Here is a 25264-nt window from a genome sequence, read left to right on the forward strand (position 1 = left end):
TCGGCATTTTTAACAAAACATATCACATGCAGCAGGAATCCTGCTGTATGTGTTTCACTTTATAAACTTGAGGAGTGGCTAAACATGAAATATGTCATCGGAGTAGATTTAGGAACGAGTGCGGTAAAGATTTTATTAGTGAATCAACATGGAGAAGTAACGAACGAAATTTCTAAACCCTATCCATTATTTCAAGAAAAGATAGGCTATAGTGAACAGAATCCAAATGATTGGGTTGAACAGACTATTGTTGGTATTTCTGAACTAATAACATCATTTGATGGAAATCCTGAAGATATTGAAGGATTGAGCTTTTCTGGTCAAATGCATGGATTGGTTCTACTTGATGAAAACAAGGAAGTACTTCGCAATGCAATTCTTTGGAATGATACACGTACTACAAAAGAATGTGAAGAAATATATGAACGTGTTGGTAGAGAACGCTTGCTTCATATTACGAAGAATATTGCTTTAGAAGGATTTACCTTACCGAAAATTCTTTGGGTAAAAAATCATGAACCGGAAATCTTTCATAAAGCTCAGTTCTTTGTCTTACCAAAAGATTATGTACGTTATCGATTAACAGGCCAGTTGCATATGGAATACTCAGACGCAGCTGGAACATTATTATTGAATGTAGCTGAAAAAGAGTGGAGTAAGGAAATCTGTAATATTTTAGGCATTAATCCGGAAATTTGCCCGCCACTTGTTGGCTCTCATGATGAGGTAGGAACCATCACTGCAGAGATTGCAGAGTCAACAGGGTTAAGCACTGCAACACGTGTTTTTGCCGGTGGTGCAGATAACGCATGTGGTGCGATTGGTTCAGGGATACTAGAAGATGGAAAAACACTAGCAAGTACAGGAACTTCTGGTGTTGTTTTATCCTATGAAGCAAATGGTGACAAGAACTTTGAAGGTAAAGTTCACTATTTTAATCATGCAGCACCAGATGTATTTTATACGATGGGAGTCACTCTTGCAGCAGGGTACAGTCTATCCTGGTTTAAGGATACATTTGCAAAAGAAATTAGTTTTGATGAATTACTAGCAGATATAGATTCTGTTCCAGTAGGATCCAATGGATTAATCTTCACTCCATATATTGTTGGGGAAAGAACCCCACATGTAGATGCTAATATTCGTGGAAGCTTTATTGGAATGGATGCTTCCCATGAAAGAAAGCATTTTGCTCGTGCGGTGTTAGAAGGGATTACTTTTTCTTTAAATGAATCCGTAGAAATCTTCAGGGAAAATGGCAAAAACATTGATACAGTAATTTCAATTGGTGGAGGAGCAAAAAATGAATCTTGGCTACAAATGCAGGCAGATATATTTAATGCTAAGATTGTAAAACTTCAAAGTGAACAAGGTCCTGGGATGGGGGCGGCTATGCTAGCGGCATATGGCTGTGGATGGTTTGATTCATTGAAGGAATGTGCCGATGAATTTTTGAAAGAAGATAAAGTATATCAACCAATTCCAGAAAATGTGGAAAGATATAAGGAATTGTTTGCTATTTACAAAACAGTTTATGGTGAGACCAGTGAACTGAACCAGAGATTAATGGAATATCGGAAGTAAAAGTAGAAGGCTATCTCAGAATGAACGCAACATAAAAAGTGGGATAGCCTATTTCTGCATATGTTTTACTTCTTAGGAATATATGAATGAAGGAGATAATTTTATTATGAAAAAAGCATTGATTTTCCAAGGTGGATGGGAAGGACATGAGCCTGAAGAAGTAGCCACTATTTTGGCTGGAATTTTAAGAGAAGAAAGTTTTGAAGTGAACGTTACAGATACTTTAACAACACTAGAGGAAGATGACTTAAGTAGTTATGATCTAATAGTTCCGAACTGGACACAAGGTACCATTACGAAAGAACAGTTACAAGCACTTATGGATGCTGTAGCAAATGGTACTGGTTTAGCTGGACTACATGGAGGAATGGGAGACTCCTTTCGAATGGAAACAGAATATCAATTTATGGTTGGAGGTCAATGGGTAGCCCATCCAGGTAATGATGGTATGACCTATCAAGTACATATTTTAGACCCTGATCACCCTTTAACAGAAGGAATGGAAGATTTCACTGTTGTCTCGGAACAATATTATATGCATGTAGACCCTGCGGTTAAGGTGCATGCCACAACTAGATTTCCAATTGCAGATGGTCCACATCAAGTGAATGGTGAGGTAGATATGCCAGTGGTTTGGACAAAAAAATGGGGAAAAGGAAAAGTCTATTATTGTTCCTTAGGACATGTTGCAGAGATTGTTAGAATGCCAGAGGTTATCAACTTAATGCGAAAAGGATTTGTTTGGGCAAGTAGATAGAAAGTCAACCAAGAAAAATGAAACGAAATAGAATGGAATGATTTGGATGGAAAAAGTAAAAGTAGGAATAGTAGGATGTGGCAATATAAGTGAAGTGTACTTTAAAAATGCAAAGATGTTTGATTCCTTTGACATTATTGCGTGTGCAGATTTGGATAGTAATCTAGCAAAACAAAGGGCAGAAGTGTTCGAAATTAATAAAGTCTATACGACAGAAGAGTTATTAGCAGATAAAGAGATTGATCTTGTTATTAATCTTACTACACCTAGAGTTCATGCTAAGATTGATCTAGCAGCTCTTGAAGCAGGAAAGCATGTCTACGGGGAAAAACCATTAGCTGTTACCCGTGAAGAGGGAAAGAAAATATTAGAAACTGCAAAAGCAAAGGGACTACTTGTTGGAAGTGCCCCTGATACGTTTTTAGGTGGTGGCATACAAACGTGTAGGAAGTTAATGGATGATGGTTGGATTGGTGACCCGGTATCTGCAACCGCCTTCATGATGAACCATGGGCATGAAAGCTGGCATCCGAATCCAGACTTTTATTATCAAGAAGGTGGTGGGCCAATGTTTGATATGGGTCCTTACTATCTCACAGCATTGGTCACATTAATGGGCCCTATTAAACGCGTAACAGGGTCTACCAAAATTACCTTTCCAGAAAGAACTATCACAAGTGAACCAAGATATGGTGAAAAAATTCAAGTAAAAACGCCAACACAAATCAATGGTGTACTTGACTTTGAAAATGGAGCAGTCGCTTCCATTATTACAAGTTTCGATACTTGGCATCATCATTTACCGAATATCGAAATATATGGTACAAAGGGAAGCCTAGTTGTGCCTGATCCAAACACATTTGGTGGACCGGTGTTTGTAAGACGACATGATCAATCTAATTGGTCTGAAATCCCCTTAACACATGGATTTACGGATAATAGTAGAGGGTTAGGTGTTGCAGATATGGCTCATGCCATTTTAGAAGGAAGACAGCCAAGGGCAAATGGGGACCTTGCTTTTCATGTATTAGATGTTATGCATGGTTTCCAAGATGCTTCAGATACAAATAAACATTATGAGCCAATTCGTACATGTGAGCAACCTAGCCCCCTTCCATTAGATTAATTCATGACATGATTGGTGAATGTATGAATCAATAATTTTTTAATATAAAAAGGAGTGGTTATCCATGAAATTAGGTGTTTTTGCTGTTTTATTTGGTGATAAAAAGTTTGAGGAAGCATTGGATGTTATCTCTGAAATGGGGTTAGAATCAATAGAAATCGGAACAGGTGGCTACCCTGGGGATGCGTATTGTGACCCTAAAGAACTACTAAACAATGAAAACAAACGAAAGGAATTTAAAAGTGCCATTGATGAACGTGGGCTAAAAATAAGTGCCTTAAGCTGTCACGGAAATCCCCTTCACCCTAATAAAGAAATATCTGGGAAGCATCATGAACAATTCCAAAATACAGTTCGTTTAGCTGAAAAACTTGGCGTGGATACGGTAATTACTTTTTCTGGTTGCCCCGGTGAATCTGAATATTCTCGGTTTCCTGTCTGGGTAACATGCCCATGGCCAGAGGATCACACAGAAGTATTGGAATGGCAATGGAAAGAAAAAGTCATTCCTTACTGGACAGAGCAAAGTAAGTTTCTAGCTAAACACGGTGTTCGAGTCGCAATAGAGCCACATCCTGGATTTGTAGTATACAATAACGAAACAGCGATACGCCTTCGCAAAGAATGTGGCGATAATATTGGAGTTAATTTTGACCCGAGCCATCTCTTTTGGCAAAACATGGATCCTGTTGCTAGTATCAAAGAAATTGCCAAACATGATGCACTATATCATTTTCATGCTAAGGATACTGCAATGGACCAACAGAACACAGCAACAAATGGTGTGCTTGATACAAAAGCCTATAGTGATGAATTAAATCGATCTTGGATATTTCGAACGGTTGGTTATGGTCATGGCGAGGAAACTTGGCGCAAGATTATTAGTACACTACAGCTAGTTGGCTACGAAGGCACTATTAGTATTGAACATGAGGATAGTCTTATGTCAGTTGAAGAAGGGTTTCAAAAAGGTGCTACATTGCTGAAAAATATCCTAATAAAAGAAAAGGTTGGTGAAATGTGGTGGGCGTAAATCAAAAGGAAATTAGAATTGGCATGGTTGGCTATCAATTTATGGGAAAAGCACACAGTCATGCATATCGTGATTTACCGTTTTTCTTTGATACAAAGTTAAAACCAGTACAAAAGGCGATTTCAGGAAGAAATGAAGCCGCTGTGAAGGAAGCAGCAGCGAAAATGGGATGGGAATCATACGAAACGGATTGGCGCCGTTTAATTGACCGCGAGGATATTGATGTTATTGATATTGTTACTCCAAATCATACTCATGCTGAAATTGCAATAGCTGCGGCAGAGGCGGGAAAACACATCATTACTGAGAAACCACTGGCACTAACACTGGAAGAAGCACAACGAATGTACGACGCTGTTCAAAAGAATAATGTGACTCATATGATATGTCATAATTATCGCTTTGCTCCTGCAGTACAGTTTACTAAAAAACTGATTGATGAAGGACGATTAGGGAAAATTTATCATTTTCGAGCCAATTATTTACAAGATTTCATTATGGATCCACAATTTCCACTTGTCTGGCGCTTAAAGAAGGAAGTTTCTGGATCTGGCGCTCTTGGTGATATTGGTGCACATAGTATTGATTTAGCTCGTTATTTAGTCGGTGAGTTCAAAGAGGTGGTTTCCATGATGGAAACTTTCATTAAAAAAAGACCGATTGGAGAAATGTCTGGAGGGCTTAGTGCTACCTCTGATGATAATAGTTCCTTAGGTGAAGTCACAGTTGATGATGCTGTAGCATTTTTAGCTAGATTTGAAAATGGAGCAATGGGGACCTTTGAAGCAACTAGATTTGCTGGTGGAAACCGGAATAAAAATAAGTTTGAAATTAATGGGGAAAAAGGTTCTGTTCGTTGGGATATGGAAAATATGAATAATCTTGAGGTTTATTTTGGTGATGATGAACCGGGATTACAGGGGTTCCGGACGATTAATTGCACGGAAGAAATTCATCCATATGCAGGTGCTTATTGGCCGGCTGGACATATTATTGGTTATGAACATACATTTATTCATCTATTATATGAATTTTTGAATGGGATTGCTGAGGATTACCAACCAGCACCAAATTTTGAAGACGGTTTAAAAAATCAAAAGATATTATTGGCTGTTGAAAAGTCAGCTGAGGCGAGACAATGGGTGAGGATATAGAAAATCTATGTAGATAAAAGTCATATTAAAAAGTCATGGTAAAGAATAGGAGGATAAAATTGAATTATAAACAACTTGGAAATACAGATCTAAAAATTAGCGAACTAAGTTTCGGAACTTGGGCAATTGGTGGTTCATGGGGAAAGGTAAATGATACAGAGGCATTAAAAGGATTGCAGCGTGCAATGGATTTAGGCGTGAACTTCTTTGATACAGCAGATGTTTATGGGGATGGACATGCGGAAGAATTACTGGCAAAAGCGACAAAAGGAAAGGAATCAGAGATATATATTGCCTCGAAGTTTTGCCGTGCTGGTGATATTCATGATTCCAATAATTATTCAGAAGAACGAGTGAGGGCATATTGTGAAAGTAGCTTGAAGCGTTTAAACCGCGAAACAATTGATTTGTATCAAATTCATTGTCCACCATTAGAAATCTTACAAGATGGTAGTGTATTTGATGTTCTTGAAAAATTAAAAGCAGAAGGAAAAATTCGTTATTATGGTGTGAGTGTGGAAACAGTAGAAGAGGGGCTATATTGCATTGAGAATACGAATGCGAGTTCCTTACAAGTAATCTTTAATATATTCCGGCAAAAACCAATGGAGGAATTGTTCCCACAAGCTGTAAAAAATGGGATAGGAATTCTTGCAAGAGTTCCATTAGCTAGTGGATTACTTACAGGAAAATTTAGCAAGGATACGACATTTGAAGAAGACGACCATCGTCGATTTAATCAAGACGGGGAAGCGTTTAATGTAGGAGAAACTTTTGCCGGGCTTGAATTTAAAAAAGGTGTTGAGCTAAGTAAACAGCTGGAATGGATTGCAAAAGGAAGAGAAAATATGACGAAAGCTGCTTTAAAATGGATTTTAGAACATGAAGCAGTAACAAGTGTGATCCCCGGCTTCCGCAATGTAAAACAGGTAGAAGATAACTTGGGTGCGCTTGAAGTGAAAGATTATACTCAAGAAGAAATGGAACAACTAAAAACCTTCTATCATGATAATGTAAAGGATTATATTCGTGGTGTTTATTAATAAGATATGGTCGTTGTGCAAAGAGGATGGGACATAACTAAACTTCTTATTCAAAAGACGAACAAAGTGCTATTTTAGCGTAGGAAATATACGTAGACTCCTGCGGGAGGAAAGGCCTAGGTGAGACCCCGCAGTGCGACAGCACGAGGAGGCTCAACAGCCGCCCGCGGAAAGCGAAGTATATTTCCGGAGCGCATATATGCTCCAACCATTATATCGTTCGGATTTTTCTTCGATTAAATTCCTTTTGTCCCGGCCTCTTTACAATGATAGGAATCATGAAGGGGGCGAAATGATTGAATAAAATGATTAATGAAGTACCGAATACACAAAAAAGGATAGCCATTACCTTTGATGATGGACCAAATCCTATTTTTACACCAAAGATTTTGGATATTTTTGCAAAAGTGGAAGGAAAAGCAACATTTTTTATGATTGGTGAACAAATAGATAACTATCCTGATATCGCTAGAGAGGTTGTTAGACAAGGACATGAAATTGGAAATCATACGTATTCACATGTTAATTTAACTGAATTAAGCCCACTCGAGTGTTTGGATGAATTGAAACGTAATGAGAATTTAATCCAGAAATTTACTGGAACAAAGCCTCTTGTGTTTCGTCCTCCTTTTCTTGCATATGACGAAAAGACTATTTCAATGCTGAGGGAGAGGAGTTACCAAATGATTGGTGCGCTGAATACAGATGCCCTAGATTGGGAACAGCCTGGAGTTGACTTTATTTTATCAAAATCAAGAAATCACGTGAAAAATGGAAGCATCCTTATATTCCATGATGGATATGGCAATCGTTCACAAACGATAGAAGCAGTAAGTGTGCTAGTACCTGAACTTAAATCACAAGGTTATGAGTTGGTAACAGTAAGTGAATTATTGAAAGCAATTGAGTAACCTCTCTTTAGTTGATAAGGAAGCATCTAACTAGGATGGAGGACTAATTTTTAGAAACTTCATTCAACTAATGGATATACTAAGTTTATTACTGTATAATAAAAATGATAGGGCTTTCATCTTAGAGTTTACGATATTAATACTAGTTTTTAAAAAGGGGTGATTTCTAAACTATTCCAAAAACTAACAAATGAGGTGATACGAATCCGAGTTTTTAATCATCTTAGTTCAATCATTAAACGGACAAAGTATTAATGGAGAAGGAGATATATTATGTTAAAAATTTTAAAGAAACCGATGATTACAGGTATGGCTTTAACATTAATGCTGCCATTGGGAGTAAATAGTGTTTCTGCCGAAGAATCAGATGCAATCCATGCGACTGAAGTAGCTCCAATGGATCAAAGATATGAAGATTCTTTTAAAATTGGTGCAGCGGTTGAACCTGATCAATTGGAGGGTGAATCAGCTGAAGTTCTGAAGCACCATTATAATAGTATTGTGGCAGAGAATGCAATGAAGCCTATGTACATCCAACCAAAAGAAGGAGAATTTTATTGGGAGGATGCCGACAAAATTGTTCAGTTCGCTAAAGAGAACGATATGTATTTTCGTTATCATACCCTTGTTTGGCATAGTCAAGTACCAGATTGGTTCTTTCTAGATGAAGAAGGAAAACCAATGGTGGATGAACAAGACCCAGAAAAACGTGAAGAAAATAAACAGCTTCTACTAGAGCGAGAAAGGACACATATTAAAACAATTGTAGAACGCTATAAAGACGATGTGGATGCTTGGGATGTTGTTAATGAAGTAATTGACGATGGTGGTGGACTCCGTGAATCCCCATGGTATGAAATAACTGGCAAAGACTTTATTAAAGTAGCTTTTGAGACAGCAAGAGAATATGCTGGTGAAGATGCAATGCTTTATATTAATGATTATAATAACGAAGTAGATGATGTAAAAAGAGATGACTTTTATGATCTAGTAAAAGAACTAGTGGATGAAGGGGTTCTAATTGATGGCGTTGGCTTCCAATCACATATTCAACTGGGCTGGCCATCCATTGAGGAAACTAGAGAATCCATTGAAATGTTTGCGGATCTAGGGCTAGATGTACAGATTACGGAATTGGATGTTAGTATTTATGGTTGGCCACCAAGCGGTGAATATAATACAGAAGATGAAATTCCGAATAGTATTTTAGAAGAGCAAGCAGATCGATATAGGGACCTATTTGATTTATATGAAGAATTGGATGATAAAATCAGCAACGTAACATTTTGGGGAATTGCTGATAATCACACTTGGTTAGATGATCGTGCACAAGAACATAGTGATGATGGTAAGGGTAAGGATGCACCATTTGTATTTGATTCCGAATACAATGTAAAACCTGCTTATTATGCAATGATGGACTTAGTAGATCCAAGAGATTTATCTAGTACCTTCTTTTCACCAATCAAGTCAGGTAAATTAAATAGTATGAAACAGGGAAGAACAGTTCCAGTTAAAATGGAGTTAGTGGATGAGCAAGGTAATGATGTATCAGGTGAAGAAGCGAAACTTTATATAACAGAGGTTTCTGCTGATGGTACATTAGGTTCTAAGAGGGAAGCCGTATCCAGCGGAAAAGCAAATCAGGATAATTTTTTCCGTTCATCAGGTAAAGGAAAGTATATCTTCAATTGGAGCACGAAATCATTGGAAAAAGGAACATATCAGCTTAGCGTAGAAGTGGATAACTATACCATAGATACAGTTCAAGTAAAATTAAAATAATAGATAAAATATCGGAATACAAGAAAGGGGTTTACATTTAGTGAACCCTTTTTATGTTATAAGAAAAAGTTTACAATAACTTTGTTCATTCGATGGACAAACTAAGATTTAGCTGTTATAATGAATTTGTAAACAGTTACAAAAGCTATTGGAGGTATATAAATGACTTATTTTAATAATATCAATAGAATTCAATATGAAGGACCAAAATCAAATAATCCATTGGCATTTAAATTTTATAATCCGGAAGAAAAAGTCGGCGGTAAAACGATGGAAGAAATTCTTCGATTCGGTGTAGCATACTGGCATACATTTACAGAAGATTTATCTGATCCATTTGGTGCAGGTACCGCTATCCGCCCTTGGGATAAATACCAAGGCATGGATCGTGCCAAAGCACGTGTCGAAGCAGCATTCGAGTTCTTTGAAAAAATAAATGCTCCTTTCTTTGCATTTCATGATGTGGACATCGCACCTGAAGGGGATACATTGGCAGAATCCAACAAGAATTTAGATACGATTGTTGCGATGATCAAAGAATACATGAAAGACAGTAAGACCAAATTACTGTGGAATACTGTTAATAATTTCAGCCATCCACGTTTTGTTCATGGTGCGGGTTCATCAAGTAATGCAGATGTTTTTGCTTATGCAGCTGCTAAAGTGAAAAAAGGATTAGAAGTAGGAAAAGAATTAGGTGCTGAAAACTATGTATTCTGGGGTGGCCGTGAAGGTTATGAAACACTACTAAATACAGATATGAAACTAGAAATGGACAACCTTGGTCGTTTCTTCCATATGGCAAATGACTATGCAAAAGAAATTGGATTTGACGCACAATTCCTAATCGAGCCAAAACCAAAAGAGCCAACCTCTCATCAATATGACTTTGATGTAGCAAGTGGTTATGCATTCTTACAACACTATGGCCTTGAAGATGTACTCAAATTTAACATCGAAGCAAACCATGCAACACTTGCTGGTCATACGTTTGAACATGAATTACACTATGCACGTATTCACAACATGCTAGGATCTGTGGATGCTAACCAAGGTCATCCATTACTAGGATGGGATACAGATGAATTCCCAACAGACCTTCATACAACTGTATTAGCTATGTATGAAATTCTAAAAAATGGTGGACTTGGTCGTGGAGGATTGAACTTTGACGCAAAAGTTCGCCGTGGTTCATTTACACCGGAAGATTTATTCCATGCCCATATTGCAGGGATGGACAGCTTTGCAGTAGGATTAAAAGTAGCTCAACGTTTAATAGACGATAGAGTACTAGAGGATGTACTAGAGGATCGTTATGCGAGTTTTAAAGAAGGCATTGGTCTTGACATAGTAGAAGGAAATACAGATTTCCACAAACTAGAAGAACATGCCCTTGGCTTAACAGAAATTAGCAATAAATCTGGTAAACTAGAACGCATCAAAGCTACGATTAATCAATATTTACTTACGACATTTGCTGGGAAGTAAATGTAGCATTTTGAACCTAATATGAAACAATAGGGAGATCGAACAATAGATTTGTTTGATCTCCTGATAGAATTCGCAAAATTAATATTATAGTTTGTGAGCGTTTTACAGTATAATAAGGAAGCGCTTCCGTTTTTTCTTTTTAAAAGGATAAGTTTTTGACTTGAAATTAATAGAAGAATCTTTGTTTAATACTGAAAGCGATTTAATGACTAGGTGGGGTTTATTTTGGAAAACGTTAAACAAGAATTTCACGGAGCAGAACAACTACAGGCATCAAGGCCGGATAAAACACCTAAACTAAAGATGACGGAAAAACTTACTTTTGGTTTAGGGGACTTTGGAGCAAATTATAGCTGGACCTTTATTGCTTCCTTCATTACTATTTATATGACTGACACAGTAGGCATTAGTGCAGGTATTATTGGTACGATCATCTTACTTGCCCGTATTTTTGATGGTTTTAGTGATATATTTATGGGGACCATCATTGATAATACGAATACAAGATGGGGGAAAGCAAAACCATGGGTGTTCATGACTGCTCCTATTTTGGGTGTTTTAACGTTCATGCTATTTAATGTACCAGGAATGTTTGGTCAGACTGGTAAGATTGTTTATGTATTTATTGTATACTTTCTCATTTCAGTAATATTTTATACTGCTAACAATGTAGCGTATTCTTCCCTTACTTCCTTTATGACAACGGACGAAAAAGGCCGTGTTTCTCTAGGAAGTATACGTTTTATCTTTGCTAATGTTGCCGTACTATCTATTACAACATTTACAACTATATTAGTAGATGCGTTTGGTGGTGGGCAACAAGGTTGGACATGGACAGCTGCTATATATGGACTGTTGTGTGCAGTACCACTGATGATTACTGGATGGTTTGTAAAAGAACGTAATGTTGCTGAAAAGAAAGATAAAGAACAAAAGACTTCTTTTGTGCCAATTATGAAAGTTTTGTTCTCGAACAAATATTTTATTCTTGCAATTGTTTTATACCTACTATGGTACTTAAGACAAACCGAAACAGGTGCAAGAATTTATTATGCAACATACATTTTTGATAATCCCAATGTGATGGGGATTTTAAGTACAGCATCCTTATTGCCGCTAATCATTGGACTGTTCTTTGCACCCCAGATTGTCGGACTTTACGGTTTAAGAAAGAGTGTAAATGTTGGATTGTTAGTTTCTGTACTAGGAACTGGTATGATGATATTCTTTTCGGAAAACTTAACAGGATTGGTTGTTGCAACAGTTATTAATGCGTTAGGTCTAGTTCTATTACAAGCTGGGCTTAGTGCGATTGTAGCAGATGTTGGAGATATCGTTTATTGGGAGTCAGGTGTTCCTGTTCAAGGATCTGTATTTAGCTTAACTAGTGCTGGTATGAAAATTGGACAAGGTCTAACAGCGGCTTTAGTAGGTTGGGCGCTACAATTAGGTGGATATGTTGCCAATTCAGCTATTCAACCTGATAGCGCTATCTTTGCGATTAAATCGATGTTTATCTACTTCCCACTAGTAATGATTGTTCTTATGTTTATTGTAGTACTACTACTAAATTATGAAAAATTCATGCCGCAAATTAGAGAAGAAATACATGAAGGTCGTGTTGGAGAAGATCGAACAAAGTATATCATGGAAAAATAGAATCTATATAAGTCTTATAAAAGGCAGGAGCATCATAATGGCATCCTGCTTTTCTAATACTTATAATTCAAACTCTTGTTTGTAGCGAATGAATTGGGGGGATTTTATAGTGAAAATTGATACTAAAAAAATACAAGTAGAGAGTGGAGAGACATGGAAACAATTTACATTAACCAATGATAATGGTGTGACAGCAGAATTTCTCGATTATGGTGGAATCATAACTAAGATTTTAGTACCTGATAACAAAGGAAATATCGAAAATGTTGTCCTTGGTTATGAAAACTTAGAGGATTATAAAACCAATCCTTTCTATCTTGGGGCTTTAATTGGTAGAGTTGCTGGGAGAATTAAGGGAGCCACCTTTCATTTGAATGGGAATACTTATTCAGTGGAATCGAATGATGGGGAAAATTGCCTTCATGGTGGTTCAGTTGGCTTCAATCATGTTTTATGGGAAACAACTTCGTTTCAAACGGAAGATAAGATTGGGGTTCATTTAATTTATAGAAGTATGGATGGAGAAGGTGGATTTCCCGGTAATGTAGATATTGAGGTTACTTATACGTTAACCAATTATAATCAATTCATTATTGATTACTATGCAAAAAGCGACAAAACTACACCACTAACTTTGACTAACCATTCTTATTTTAATTTAAGTGGAAATTTAAAACATACGGTTCATCAACAACATGTTGTTTTAGATAGTAGGAAGTTTGTAGAGTTGGATGAAGCGCTTATTCCAACTGGGAAACTTGTGAATGTAGAAGGAACATCATTTGATTTCAGGAATGGTCGTAGGTTAGGTGAAGGGTTTAATGAGCATACGAAACAAAATAGTATAGCAAATGAAGGATATGATCATTATTTTCTTTTTGACAATGCATTAGAAAACAACATTGTTATGAAAGATATTGATTCAGGTCGTATATTATCAGTACGAACCAATCAACCGGGAGTTGTCATGTATACTTCTACGACTCTACCGGAAGGGCTTCGTTTAGCAGAAGGTCTATCGGAGAGATATTTAGGAGTATGTTTTGAAACACAAAGTTCTCCTGCATCGTTGCATGAGGAGGATTTTCCAAGTGTGATTTTAGAGCCAGGGGAACCTTATGAAAAACAGACAGTATTTTCTTTTGATATAGAAGACTAGTCTTTAATTGAAATAATTGGGTGTTGGATGAAGACTTGAGTGTAAGAAATGAAGAAATTGAAGAAGTATATGGTGGGAAGGAAATGAATAGTGGAAAGGACTGTTGGAAGAATTAACAGCCCTTTCCATATTTACTTCGTATAATTATCAAAATATCCTTGGATAAAGACAATAGGTGTACCTTTATCTCCACTTCCTGAAGTTAAATCAGATAGGGAACCGATTAGGTCAGTTAGTTTTCTTGGTGTTGTTCCTTGTGATTCCATGGCACCGACAAGGTCTTCCTCTTTATTATTAATAAACTCAGAAATAGCCTTTTGTAATTCTTCTCCTTTAAGGTCAGAGAAGTTATTGTCAGCAAGATATTTTAGTTTCACTTCATTCGGTGTTCCGTTAAGTCCAGATGTATAAGCTGGCGAAACTACCGGGTCAGCCAACTCCCATATTTTACCGACAGGATCTTTAAATGCTCCATCTCCGTAAACCATCACTTCTACCGTTTTGCCCGTTTTTTCTTGAAGGAGTTGTTGAATTTTATCAACGACCGGTTGGCAATCACGTGGGAAAAGTTTTACACGGTCTTCCGTCGCTTTATTAGACCCAAGTAAACCATATTCCTCATTATAACCACTACCATCGACAGACTCTGATAAAATATTATCAAGACTATATATCTTTTCTGCACCATTGTCTTTCAGGATTCTTTTCGTTCTCAATCTAGAATGAATGTCACATGCTAATACGCTTTTCGTATATTCCAATATAGATTTCGGATTATTAGAGAAAATGACTTCACATTCGATTCCATATTCTTCAACAATGGATTTGTAATAATCAATATAATCAACACCAGTAAAAGTGTGTTTGTTTTCTCCAAAAAGCTCGCGGAATTGATTTTCTGTTAAAACATCTGTCCAAGGATTTACTCCCTTTTCATCAAGTTGATCAATATCGACTAAATGGTTACCTACTTCATCAGATGGATAACTCAACATAAGAACGATTTTCTTCGCACCTTTTGCAATTCCTCTAAGGTTAGTAGCAAAACGGTTACGACTTAAAATCGGGAAAATAACCCCAATGGTATCATCACCAAATTTTGATTTCACGTCTTTGGCGATATGGTCAATTGTTGCGTAGTTACCTTGAGAGCGGGCAACAATGGATTCTGTTATTGTTACGATATCTTTATCTTGAATAGAAAAACCTTCTACTTCAGAAGCTTTCAATACGCTGTCCACGACAATCTCTTCTATTTGATCCCCTTGGTTAATAATGGGGCAACGTAAACCTCTAACAACAGTTCCAACTACTCTTTCCATTTGAATCGCTCCTTAAATAAGTGAGTTAATAACTTCTATTTCCACTATACATTTTTTAAGAATATAAGTAAAATTAATATATATAATAGTAGATATAAGAGGTGGTTATATGGTGAGTAAATTAGACTTATACAAAGTCTTCTGGATGGTAGGTAGGGAAAAAAGTTTTTCCAAAGCGGCAAAAAAGTTATATACTACTCAGCCGGCCGTAAGCCAGTCCATCATGCAATTGGAGAGGGAATTAGGAACCCGTTTATTTAATAGAACTGCAAAAGGGGTTTCTTTAACAGATGAAGGGAGCCTTCTATTTGAGTATGTCCATTCATCCCTTAATCTAATCGATACGGGTGAGCAAAAAATATTAGAAATTAAAAATTTAACGGCCGGTGAATTAAAGATAGGGGTAGGTGACACCATTTCTAGACACTTCTTACTGCCCTATTTAGAAACGTTTCATAATAACTATCCTAAGATAAAATTTAAAATACTAAATGGAACAACCTTTGAAATATTATCCTTTTTAAAATCCGGGGAGGTAGATATTGCAGTTTGTAATCTTCCAGTGGATAATCAATCGTTTGAAGTAATTCCTTACATTGATATTCATGATACATTTGTTTGTGGAGAGAAGTATAAGAGCATCCTTTCCAAACCATTAGATTTAGAGGACCTAGCAAAGCTTCCCTTAATTTTTCTTGAGCCTAGTTCTAATTCTAGGAAATATGTGGAGGATTATCTTTTATCAAAAGGGTTTAAACTTTCCCCAGAGTTTGAATTAGGTTCTCATGACTTGTTATTAGATTTTGCGAAAATTAATTTAGGATTAGCTTGTGTAACCAGAGAGTTTTCGCTCGATTATTTAAATAGAGGATTCGTATATGAAGTACAATTGAAAGAAGAAATACCGAAGAGAAGTATTGGGGTATGTTACTTAAAAAGTGTCTCTCTTTCACCTGCAGCAGCCAAATTTGTGGAACTAATCGGAGAAAGGAGATTGTGAATTTTAGGGGGAATGGGTAAATTTCCGATAATTCTGTGTTAGACTATTTGTATCATAGAAGTATTAATTTGGGGGATTTTTAATGAATGTAAAAGAAGTACAAAATGACTTAATGCAACGAACAAAAAAAGGGGTAACCATGTTTTATGTTGGAAGCCTTTATTGGTTTCTAATGGGAATTTTAGGTCTTTTCGATATGCATATTAACCTGTTAGGATTAATTTATTTAATAGGTATTGGAACGCTATTTCCATTAGGTATCTTAGTCTCGAATCTGCTTAAGATCGATTTTATTGCAAAGGGTAATGAGTTATCGAACTTTGCCGGTGTAATTGGAGGAATGCAACTATTTTTTGCTCCGATTTTAATCATCATTTATATGGAGAAAATTGAGTGGTTACCATTTTTTATTGCTGTCTTGACTGGTGCTCATTTCCTTCCATTTAGCGTTCTTTATAAAAGTAAAGGATTTATATTTCAATCCATGGCGGTTGTATTGTTTTCTTCTATTGTCGGATTTGTTTTTATGGATTACGTTTATAAAATTTTACCTTTTGGCTTAGGAATCATATATTTAATAACTATTATTTTACTTCTGAACGAAAATAAAAAACTGACTCTTGAATTAGAAGGACAATTGAACAAAGAGATGCAAATTTAAAGAAACAAATTTTTACAAAAAACGAGATGTATTTCCCGGGGAATATTTTAATTTGCCATATAATATGGAGAAGTTTGTCGTAATTTTGGTGGAGCGTTTGTCTGCCACTTTTAGGAAAACTTTACCTAAATTAAAAGGTTTAAGTTGGAGAGAATAGTCATTAGACCCATGTTAAGTCTATTTGTATTGGCAAAAAATTACGTATAGTTTTAAAAGTGAAAGTAAACATCTAAAGTAAATTATGGTAAAATAGTGGAATGAACTAAATGTAATATTTTCGCAAATTATATTTTGTCAATTTTGTTTCATTACATATTTTTAGCGAAATTTAAATTATTTAAATTGGGGGGAATATACTATGGTTATTGGTCTTGTTATCATATTATTACTAGTTTTATTTTTACCATTTCTAGTAAAACCCATTGAAGAGAATTTAGAACCTTTCTTATTTGTTATGGGTTTGTTGGCAGCAATTGTAAGTGGAGTGCTTAACAAGGAATTATGGTTCGACGCCTTGAAGGATCCAATATTCATTACATTAGCTGTACTCATCGCTGGATTACTATTTAAATGGATGAAGGGCCCTATTGAAAAGTCCATATTAAGTATTAGTCAGAAAATGAACATCCGCTTATTTTTGGCTTTAATCATTATTATTTTAGGATTGTTATCTAGTGTGATTACTGCAATAATTGCTGCAATCGTGTTAGTATCCATTGTAAGTACATTGAAGCTAGATAGAAAGACAGAAATCCGTGCTGTTATTTTAGCTTGCTTTTCTATCGGATTGGGTGCTGTGTTAACCCCAATTGGTGAGCCGTTATCAACCATTGCTACAAATAAATTAAACGAAGAGTTCTTCTATTTATTTAACTTAATCGGTTTAGAGGTTATCTTTGCTGTAGTTGCGATTGGTATTATTGCATTCTTTACATTAAAACCAGGTAAAAGTGACAGTAGCTTAGAAGGTAGCAATGAGGCTGAGGGATATCCAGAAATTATCATTCGTTCCATTAAAATATATCTATTTGTTATGGGACTAACACTTCTTGGTGCAGGATTCGAGCCGCTTGTAAATATGTACCTATTACATTTACAGCCGGGCGTACTGTATTGGATCAATATGATTTCCGCTATTCTTGATAATGCTACACTAGCTGCTGCGGAAATTAGCCCATCAATGGATGCCGGTACAATTCGTTTCTTATTATTAGGGCTTATTATTAGTGGAGGAATGCTCATCCCAGGAAATATTCCTAATATTATTTCAGCCAACAAATTAGGAATTACGAGTAAAGAATGGGCGAAGTTTGGAGCTCCTTTTGGTTTAGGTGTAATGGTTTTATTCTTTATCTATCTTTTGATTGTTGGATAAGGGATCCATTTAAGACTTAGCAAATGGACAAGCTTTTATTAATAATTAAATATTGGTTAGGGAGTTATGCTCATGCAGAAAGAAAGCTTTATACTCCCTTGCTACCAAAGAAATCCATCTTGTGAAACAAGGTGGATTTTTAATATGTTTAAAAAGAAATGTTAGACCTCCACACCTTTTGTGAAAAAAAAGACTTGTAAAAAGTGAATGACGGGGGACACTAAGTTACTAGTTAAGGAGGTATTTTACTTGAACATAGCAGATACGATGACCATTATAGCATTTATCTTTAGCGCTTTTATTTTGGCGTCTATCATTGTGATCCTACTCTATTTATTTTTTGTAGATCGAAATCAAAGGCAACATCCGGTTTTACGAAATTATCCAGTTTTGGGACGGGTAAGGTATTTCCTAGAACAGATTGGTCCTGAATTAAGACAATACTTATTTAATAGTGATTTAGAAGGAAAACCATTTAATAGAGATGAATACCAGCATGTTGTAAAGAAAGCGAAATATAAACGTGATGTGATTGGGTTTGGATCTTTAAGGGACTTTGAAAAGCCGGGTTACTATATACGTAATTCAATGTTTCCAAAACTGACAGAGGAAATTAATATGGACGTTGATAGTAAGGTGACAACAAATAGATACTTGCTACTTCAGGAACCTTTATTTATGCACCGAAAGGAAATACTGGAAAGTCATGAATCACCTGCATATTTATTAAAAGATGAAGATGCCATCGTAATTGGTAAGGATTGTGAACAGCCTTTCGTTGTGAAAGGACAAATTGGAATGTCTGCGATGAGCTATGGATCATTGGGGAAAAAAGCAATTACAGCACTCTCTGAAGGACTGGGCATGGCAAAAGGGAGTTGGATGAATACTGGAGAAGGCGGACTATCTGAATACCATCTTAAAGGGAACGTCGATATTATAATGCAAATTGGTCCTGGACTTTTTGGTGTAAGAGATCCGAAAGGGAATTTTAGCTGGGAGGCGTTAAAGGAAAAGGCAAAAGTTCCCCAAATCAAAGCATTTGAATTAAAACTAGGACAAGGTGCCAAAACTCGAGGTGGCCATATTGATGCGGAAAAGGTAACAGAAGAAATAGCAAGAATTCGAATGGTGGAGCCATTTAAGTCGATTGATAGTCCGAATCGCTTTAAAGAGTTTAGTGACTTAGCCTCTTTATTTTCATTTATGGAGGATGTACGAACGACGACAGGAAAGCCTATTGGAATGAAAGTTGTTATTGGTAGTTTCCATGAAGCAGAAGAATTAGCAAAACAAATAAAAGAGACTGGAGTAGGGCCCGATTTTATTACAGTAGATGGTGGAGAGGGAGGAACAGGTGCATCTTATCAGGAATTAGCTGATGGGGTAGGGTTACCTATTAAGTCTGCCTTACCATTAGTCCACAAAGCTTTAGTGGACTACGGGGTAAGGGATAGGGTCAAGATTATTGCCTCTGGTAAACTCATTTCTCCGGATCGCGTAGCTGTTGCTCTAGCCATGGGAGCAGATTTAGTAAATATTGCAAGGGGATTTATGATCACAGTTGGATGCATTCAAGCATTGAAGTGTCATTCCAATGCTTGTCCTGTAGGGGTTGCAACGACAGACCCTGACTTACAAAAGGCCCTTGTCATTGAGGAGAAGAAACATCGAACTGCAAACTATGTAATATCGATGAGAAAAGGGTTATTTCGTATAGCTGCTGCTGCTGGCTTAGATTCACCCGTGAAGTTTAAAGAGGAGCACGTCGTATATAAGGATGAAAAAGGTAAGGTATCGCCTTTGGAAGATAGGATATTCTTGGAATAATTCCCCCAAGGGGTTAGCCGTTTTTCAGTCGAAATAAAAGGATTCCTATATATTTTCTATGTCTCAAGGAGTGAACTGTATGTCTTGTTTTTGCCCAGAGATTTGGCCAGAAGATCCAACGCCAAAGATTCAAAAAGACTGTAAAGAATGCGGGTTGTATGATCAAGGATCACGTATGATTTGGGGAGAAGGAACTCCTAGGGCTCCAATTATGATTGTATTAGATAATCCAGGAGCAAGAGAAAATCGTGAAGGAAGTCCCTTTGTATGTGGAACAAGACAGACTTTGCAAAAGGCGGTCTTTGAAACAGGATTAAAGAAAGAACAGATTTACGTTACTTATATTTTAAAAAGAAAACCTATTCGTGCATATGAGAAGGACAGAACAAGGGCAATCTGCATGCGTCATTTGGAAAATCAACTTGAGGTACAAAAACCGTCTCTAATTTTGTGTTTAGGAAATGTCGCGGTACAGTCATTTTTCCGTAATCAGGAGTTGGATGTAAAAGGATTGAGAGGGAGCTGGTATGAAGTCGGAGGATACCAAACAACAGTTGCTTATCATCCACTTGCCGTTCGACGTAGGCCAAATTTATATCCATTATTTCTGGAGGATATGCAATTCGTTGCAGCAGAGTTGAAGGCTAAAAGATAGATGTTGGGATTCATGGGTTAATAAATAAGCTTATAAAAAGGCTTGCCATATCGAGTCATGGAGAGCCTTTTAAAATTTACGAATATAGTCTTCAATGTCTGCTATTCCTAATTTTAATGTTATTACAATATAATATTAATTTCATCTAAAATTTCAATCTCCTCTTTTATGAACAAATCTTTAATCAATCTTAGGTCTTCCCAAGCGGAAGATCCAAGAATAAATAACCCTTGTAAATCATAAGAAAAACAAAGTGTGGGACTTTTTGCTGCTTCAGAAATCCTTATACTTAGGTCATCTAAACATAGCCCTAAGGCTTCTTCTTCATTTGTAACAGCGTTAAATAAAGAATCCGTTCCTGACTCAGCCCAAATTGGAAAGAATACTTCTAAATCATACATACTCTTTAGTGAAACTTGAAAAACCTGTGTCCCTTGAGTCTTTTTATGCAATCTGTAATGTATATGATTTTCATTAAGTACCTTTTCAACTTCTTCTCCTGAGTAGGTTTCTATGAACCCTAATATAGGAAATGAACCGAATGAACCATAAGCGGAATCAATAATTTTACGTGCTAATGGTAGGTATAAGTAGGCTGAACTATTTGTTCGTTCCTCAAAAGAAGTTAATTCAATTAAACTCTTTTGTGGAGTAATAAAACGGAAAGGTAATAAAGATTCAAATGAACCTTTGTTCAACGTATATTGACTTACAGAAACAAACATTTGTGAATTCCCCTTTAGAAATAGCATTTTCCTTTTTGTATTTTACAAATTTTTTAGCAGGGTCGGTAACCTATATACAACCAGAATATCAAGGTAATAACAACTTTTGAAGTTTAACCATCTGGTTGTTTAATTCCGAATGCTGAATTGTTTCCCATAATACTACACTACTATAAAAAGGGTTGAATGAGGTCGGAAATTTTGTTAAGATTAAATTAAATTTAAAGGGCTATGTGTAACTGGCGAACGCGGATTACCGCGAGGGAGCACATAGTTTATAAGCCGTTCGCCTGGGCAGAGGTAAGGGATTTGATCGTTCGCGATAGACCCTTGCCTCTTTATGTTTTTAGATGTTGTTCAAAAAGTCCGGTGAAAATGACACTTCGCATTTCTTCGTTGGCTTGCTTTTCCGCTCCTCACGTATTAGTTGCATACGTTCCGGTACTCAAAGCTACGCCGCCTCGAACTGCTCGGTCCTTTTCATCCTCTTTTTTGAACACGGAATTTTAGTGGGAAAATTTACAAAAGGGAAATTTGACCTACTAATAAGTCCTAGATTGTTGTAAAATATAATTACTTTGTTAATTGTTTTGAGTATTACATTTATTTTCATAGATTTTTTATCAAACATAAAGGTGTGAAGGTAACAATGAATAGAGTCTACAATTTCTCAGCAGGTCCTTCTATGCTTCCATTACAAGTATTAGAAAAGGCTCAAAAGGAACTAGTCAATTACAATAATTCCGGAATGTCCGTAATGGAGTTAAGCCACCGTTCAGGTTGGTTTACTGATATTATCACGGAAGCAGAGCAACTTTTAAGAGAATTAATGGGGATTCCTGAAAATTATAAAGTACTTTTCCTTCAAGGGGGAGCCTCTCAACAGTTTGCGGCAATTCCTATGAATTTATTTGGTGAAAACAAAAAGGCAGATTACGTTAATACAGGTTCATGGTCTAAAAAGGCTATAAAAGAAGCGGAGAAATTTGGTGACATCCGTGTTATTGCTTCTTCAGAGGATAAAAATTTCACCTATATACCAGCTGTAAACAAAGGAATGATTGATCCTGAGGCAGCTTATGTTCATATTACTACAAACAATACAATTGAAGGTACAGCTTTTCGCGAAGTTCCAGATATAGGAAACGTACCATTAGTAGCTGACATGTCTTCTAATATTCTATCTGAAGAAATAGATGTTTCGAAATTTGGTTTAATATATGCTGGGGCTCAAAAGAATATTGGTCCAGCGGGATTAACGGTAGTCATTATCCGTGAAGATCTCATTGGTAAGGCACAAGATAACTGTCCAACCATGTTGGATTTCGAAACACATAGTGAAAGTGGCTCCTTATACAACACCCCTCCAACTTTTGCTATCTATATGGCGAAATTAGTTTTTGAATGGATCAAAGAACTAGGTGGGTTAAAAGAAATAGAAAAAGTGAACCGCGAAAAAGCGGACATTTTATACCGTTGTATTGAAGAGTCTAACATGTTTACTTCTCCTGTTGAAAGAAGTTCAAGATCTATCATGAACATACCTTTTGTTACTCCGTCAAAGGAATTAGACGCTTTGTTCGTGAAAGAGGCAAAAGAAGCAGGGTTAGAAACATTAAAAGGCCATCGTTCTGTTGGTGGAATGAGAGCTAGTATTTATAATGCAATGCCGGTTGAAGGAGTTCAAGCGTTAGTAGAGTTTATGAAGAAATTTGAACAAAAACATCAATAAAGGGCGGGAATATAAATGGCTACAGTAACGATGAGTAAAGTAAAAACGATTAAAACATTAAATCAAATTGCTGAAATAGGTCTGAAGGAATTTGATCCAGAAAAATATACAGTTGATCATGATGTTGAAAGTCCAGATGCGGTTTTAGTTCGTAGTTTTAACATGCATGGCATGGAATTTGACCAAAATTTAAAAGCAATTGCACGCGCAGGAGCTGGGGTTAATAATATCCCAATCGATCAATGTACAGAAAATGGAATTGTTGTGTTTAATACACCTGGCGCGAATGCAAATGCTGTAAAAGAACTTGTGATTACTTCTTTAATGGCGTCTTCTCGTAATCTATTTGAAGGAATCACTTGGGCTAAAACAATTGAAAATAAAGGCGAGGAAATTCCTAAACTTGTAGAAGCGGGTAAAAAGCAATTTGTTGGTAAGGAAATTAAAGGAAAAACATTAGGTGTTATTGGATTAGGTTCTGTTGGTTCTCTTGTAGCGAATGATGTTCTACATTTAGGTATGGATGTTATTGGATATGACCCATTTATCTCAGTCAATACAGCATGGAATTTGTCCCGTAATGTACAACGTGCGATGTCTTTGGAAGAAGTATATGCTAATTCTGACTATATTACGGTTCACGTTCCTTTAACGGATGATACAAAAGGAATGTTCAATAGAGAAGCATTTAAGGTTATGAAAGACGGTGTTCATATTTTAAACTTCTCTCGTGGAGAATTAGTAAATGAGGTAGACATGGAAGCTGCACTTGAAAGTGGAAGAGTAGGAAAATATATTACAGACTTCCCTAATGAAACAGTACTCAAAATGAATAATGTTGTTTCTATCCCACACCTTGGTGCTTCAACTAGTGAATCTGAAGAAAACTGTGCAGTAATGGCAGCTCATCAAGTGAAAGACTTTTTAGAAACAGGAAACATTGTAAATTCTGTTAACTTCCCGAATGCAACGCTTCCTTATACAGGTAGACGACGTGTTGCTGCTTTTCATCATAATGTAAAAAACATGGTTGGTCGAATTACATCCGTGATTTCTGAACATGACTTAAATATCGCTGACATGGTTAACAGAAGTCGTGGAGATTATGCCTATACCATGATTGATATCGATGAAGAAGTTAACGGAGATGTTGTTCCTAGCTTGCTAAAGGCTATCGGTGAAATCGACAATATGGTTACTGTTCGCATCATTTAACTAAGATACTCTAAAAAAACAACCTGTTCCTTTCGTGAGGTACAGGTTGTTTTTAGTTGTTAGGTATTTTTTGCAAATTCTCCATCGACTTCAACGGTTTCAAAAATATTTATAAATGCTTTTGCATCGTGTTTTCTAACAATTTCCTTTACCTTTATGGTTTCATAGCGAGTAACGATGATCATTAAGATTTGTTTTTTCTCTAACGTGTATCCACCATAACCATCTGTAATGGTAATACCGCGATATATAGATTGTAATAGATCCTGACGTATTTGTTCTCCTTTTGTCGTAACAATTTGCATCGTAAGCTTAATGTGGTTCGTGTGAATCGCGTCAATAATTTTACCCGTGATATAGATAGATAATAATGTATATAAAGCAAGATCCCAACCAAAGATAAAGCCTGAGAACAGGACAATAACGCCATTCATTGCAGTTAATAGAAGTCCAACACTTACATTACTAGTTCTTGATATAATAATTGCAATAATATCTAAACCGCCCGATGACCCAGAGTACTTTAATATCAGACCAACACCAATTCCACTAATGACTCCACCGAAAATAGCGGATAGTAATGTGTTCTCCGCTATAGCGTGAACTGGCAATACATATAAAAAGATGGAAAGAGAAATGACGCAAAGAAGCGTATTATAGGTAATTTCCTTGCCTAGTTTATAGTAACCAAGAATGATAATAGGTAAGTTTAGTACAAAGTTTAATAACCCAATATCGAATGGAGTGATTAAACCAATTAAAATAGCAATCCCACTAAGTCCACTACTTAAAATTTCATGAGGAACTAAGAAGAAATTAAAGCCAAAGCTAATAATAAATGAACTAATAATAACAATAAAGTATTTCATAAATGATATCTCCTCTTACTCATTTCGGTAAGTTTTCTTACCAAAGCCCCATGGAATGAGTTTCTCTTATTATGACCAGGGGATTCACTTTTTAACAGATAGAAGGGTATAAATTTTCTCACGGTATCATTAATCATGTCAAGCTTTCCTAGTGTAACGAACCTTAACAAAACTGTCC

21 protein-coding genes and 1 riboswitch are annotated in these 25264 nt (G+C 36.3%); of the genes, 18 read left to right on the plus strand and 3 right to left on the minus strand.

Translation table 11 applies throughout. From position 1 onward, the window contains the following. The first annotated feature begins 84 nt into the window (after positions 1 to 84). The 11 genes from xylB (at position 85) to KM885_RS11595 (ending at position 13702) form a co-directional block, all read left to right on the plus strand. Positions 85 to 1584 (plus strand): xylulokinase, encoded by a 1500-nt coding sequence (xylB, locus tag KM885_RS11545; RefSeq protein ID WP_216884011.1) that lies wholly within the window; start codon positions 85 to 87, stop codon positions 1582 to 1584. 106 nt (positions 1585 to 1690) lie between these two features. After that, complete coding sequence (locus KM885_RS11550) at positions 1691 to 2341, plus strand: ThuA domain-containing protein (protein ID WP_216884012.1); 651 nt, start codon at positions 1691 to 1693, stop codon at positions 2339 to 2341. 46 nt (positions 2342 to 2387) lie between these two features. Beyond that, the gene (locus KM885_RS11555; protein ID WP_216884013.1) at positions 2388 to 3467 is read left to right on the plus strand and encodes a Gfo/Idh/MocA family protein; all 1080 of its coding nucleotides are present in this window, start codon (positions 2388 to 2390) and stop codon (positions 3465 to 3467) included. Between the two features lie 64 nt (positions 3468 to 3531). After that, positions 3532 to 4500 (plus strand): sugar phosphate isomerase/epimerase family protein, encoded by a 969-nt coding sequence (locus KM885_RS11560; RefSeq protein WP_216884014.1) that lies wholly within the window; start codon positions 3532 to 3534, stop codon positions 4498 to 4500. 23 nt (positions 4501 to 4523) lie between these two features. Next, positions 4524 to 5654: a Gfo/Idh/MocA family protein gene (locus KM885_RS11565; RefSeq protein ID WP_216884024.1), complete on the plus strand. Its 1131-nt coding sequence runs from the start codon at positions 4524 to 4526 to the stop codon at positions 5652 to 5654. A 59-nt stretch (positions 5655 to 5713) separates the two neighbouring features. Further along, a complete protein-coding gene (locus KM885_RS11570; protein WP_216884015.1) occupies positions 5714 to 6697 on the plus strand; it encodes an aldo/keto reductase in 984 nt (327 codons plus the stop codon). A gap of 305 nt (positions 6698 to 7002) precedes the next feature. Then, entirely contained in the window at positions 7003 to 7608 is a 606-nt protein-coding gene (locus KM885_RS11575) for a polysaccharide deacetylase family protein (protein WP_216884025.1), read from the plus strand. Positions 7609 to 7881: 273 nt separating this feature from the next. After that, positions 7882 to 9393 carry an endo-1,4-beta-xylanase gene (locus tag KM885_RS11580; RefSeq protein ID WP_216884016.1) on the plus strand — a complete coding sequence of 504 codons (1512 nt, stop codon included), beginning with the start codon at positions 7882 to 7884 and terminating at the stop codon, positions 9391 to 9393. A gap of 162 nt (positions 9394 to 9555) precedes the next feature. Further along, positions 9556 to 10881 carry a xylose isomerase gene (gene xylA, locus KM885_RS11585; RefSeq protein ID WP_216884017.1) on the plus strand — a complete coding sequence of 442 codons (1326 nt, stop codon included), beginning with the start codon at positions 9556 to 9558 and terminating at the stop codon, positions 10879 to 10881. A 228-nt stretch (positions 10882 to 11109) separates the two neighbouring features. After that, positions 11110 to 12543 (plus strand): MFS transporter, encoded by a 1434-nt coding sequence (locus tag KM885_RS11590; protein ID WP_244986998.1) that lies wholly within the window; start codon positions 11110 to 11112, stop codon positions 12541 to 12543. 109 nt (positions 12544 to 12652) lie between these two features. Beyond that, entirely contained in the window at positions 12653 to 13702 is a 1050-nt protein-coding gene (locus tag KM885_RS11595; RefSeq protein WP_257455782.1) for an aldose epimerase family protein, read from the plus strand. Positions 13703 to 13833: 131 nt separating this feature from the next. Here KM885_RS11595 and KM885_RS11600 read toward each other — a convergent pair whose 3' ends face one another. Further along, positions 13834 to 15024, minus strand: a complete 1191-nt coding sequence (locus KM885_RS11600) for a coenzyme F420-0:L-glutamate ligase (RefSeq protein ID WP_216884019.1) — start codon at positions 15022 to 15024, stop codon at positions 13834 to 13836. Positions 15025 to 15133: 109 nt separating this feature from the next. On the opposite strand from KM885_RS11600, the gene KM885_RS11605 reads away from it, so the two are divergent. From KM885_RS11605 to KM885_RS11625, 5 genes are all read left to right on the plus strand, one after another. Further along, positions 15134 to 16024 carry a LysR family transcriptional regulator gene (locus KM885_RS11605; RefSeq protein WP_047186815.1) on the plus strand — a complete coding sequence of 297 codons (891 nt, stop codon included), beginning with the start codon at positions 15134 to 15136 and terminating at the stop codon, positions 16022 to 16024. A gap of 82 nt (positions 16025 to 16106) precedes the next feature. Beyond that, positions 16107 to 16685 (plus strand): DUF7010 family protein, encoded by a 579-nt coding sequence (locus tag KM885_RS11610; RefSeq protein WP_047186816.1) that lies wholly within the window; start codon positions 16107 to 16109, stop codon positions 16683 to 16685. Positions 16686 to 17043: 358 nt separating this feature from the next. Further along, on the plus strand, positions 17044 to 18060 hold the full coding sequence (locus KM885_RS11615) for a DUF1646 family protein (RefSeq protein WP_047186818.1): 1017 nt from the start codon (positions 17044 to 17046) through the stop codon (positions 18058 to 18060). Between the two features lie 249 nt (positions 18061 to 18309). Continuing rightward, positions 18310 to 19890 carry an FMN-binding glutamate synthase family protein gene (locus KM885_RS11620; RefSeq protein WP_047186819.1) on the plus strand — a complete coding sequence of 527 codons (1581 nt, stop codon included), beginning with the start codon at positions 18310 to 18312 and terminating at the stop codon, positions 19888 to 19890. A 79-nt stretch (positions 19891 to 19969) separates the two neighbouring features. Next, the gene (locus KM885_RS11625) at positions 19970 to 20545 is read left to right on the plus strand and encodes a uracil-DNA glycosylase (RefSeq protein ID WP_047186820.1); all 576 of its coding nucleotides are present in this window, start codon (positions 19970 to 19972) and stop codon (positions 20543 to 20545) included. Between the two features lie 122 nt (positions 20546 to 20667). Here the strand turns inward: KM885_RS11625 and KM885_RS11630 are convergent, their stop codons facing one another. Next, positions 20668 to 21270: a hypothetical protein gene (locus tag KM885_RS11630; RefSeq protein WP_047186821.1), complete on the minus strand. Its 603-nt coding sequence runs from the start codon at positions 21268 to 21270 to the stop codon at positions 20668 to 20670. Positions 21271 to 21495: 225 nt separating this feature from the next. Then, a riboswitch (ZMP/ZTP riboswitch) is annotated at positions 21496 to 21573 on the plus strand. Positions 21574 to 21919: 346 nt separating this feature from the next. On the opposite strand from KM885_RS11630, the gene serC reads away from it, so the two are divergent. Both serC and KM885_RS11640 read left to right on the plus strand, forming a co-directional pair. Next, the gene (gene serC / locus KM885_RS11635; protein WP_145524083.1) at positions 21920 to 23002 is read left to right on the plus strand and encodes a 3-phosphoserine/phosphohydroxythreonine transaminase; all 1083 of its coding nucleotides are present in this window, start codon (positions 21920 to 21922) and stop codon (positions 23000 to 23002) included. A 15-nt stretch (positions 23003 to 23017) separates the two neighbouring features. Beyond that, positions 23018 to 24217, plus strand: a complete 1200-nt coding sequence (locus KM885_RS11640; protein WP_060668612.1) for a phosphoglycerate dehydrogenase — start codon at positions 23018 to 23020, stop codon at positions 24215 to 24217. Between the two features lie 59 nt (positions 24218 to 24276). Here the strand turns inward: KM885_RS11640 and KM885_RS11645 are convergent, their stop codons facing one another. Further along, the gene (locus tag KM885_RS11645) at positions 24277 to 25086 is read right to left on the minus strand and encodes a YitT family protein (RefSeq protein WP_047186824.1); all 810 of its coding nucleotides are present in this window, start codon (positions 25084 to 25086) and stop codon (positions 24277 to 24279) included. Positions 25087 to 25264 lie beyond the last annotated feature (178 nt).

It is taken from the genome of Oceanobacillus caeni (assembly GCF_019037185.1).
Classification (GTDB): domain Bacteria; phylum Bacillota; class Bacilli; order Bacillales; family Amphibacillaceae; genus Oceanobacillus; species Oceanobacillus caeni.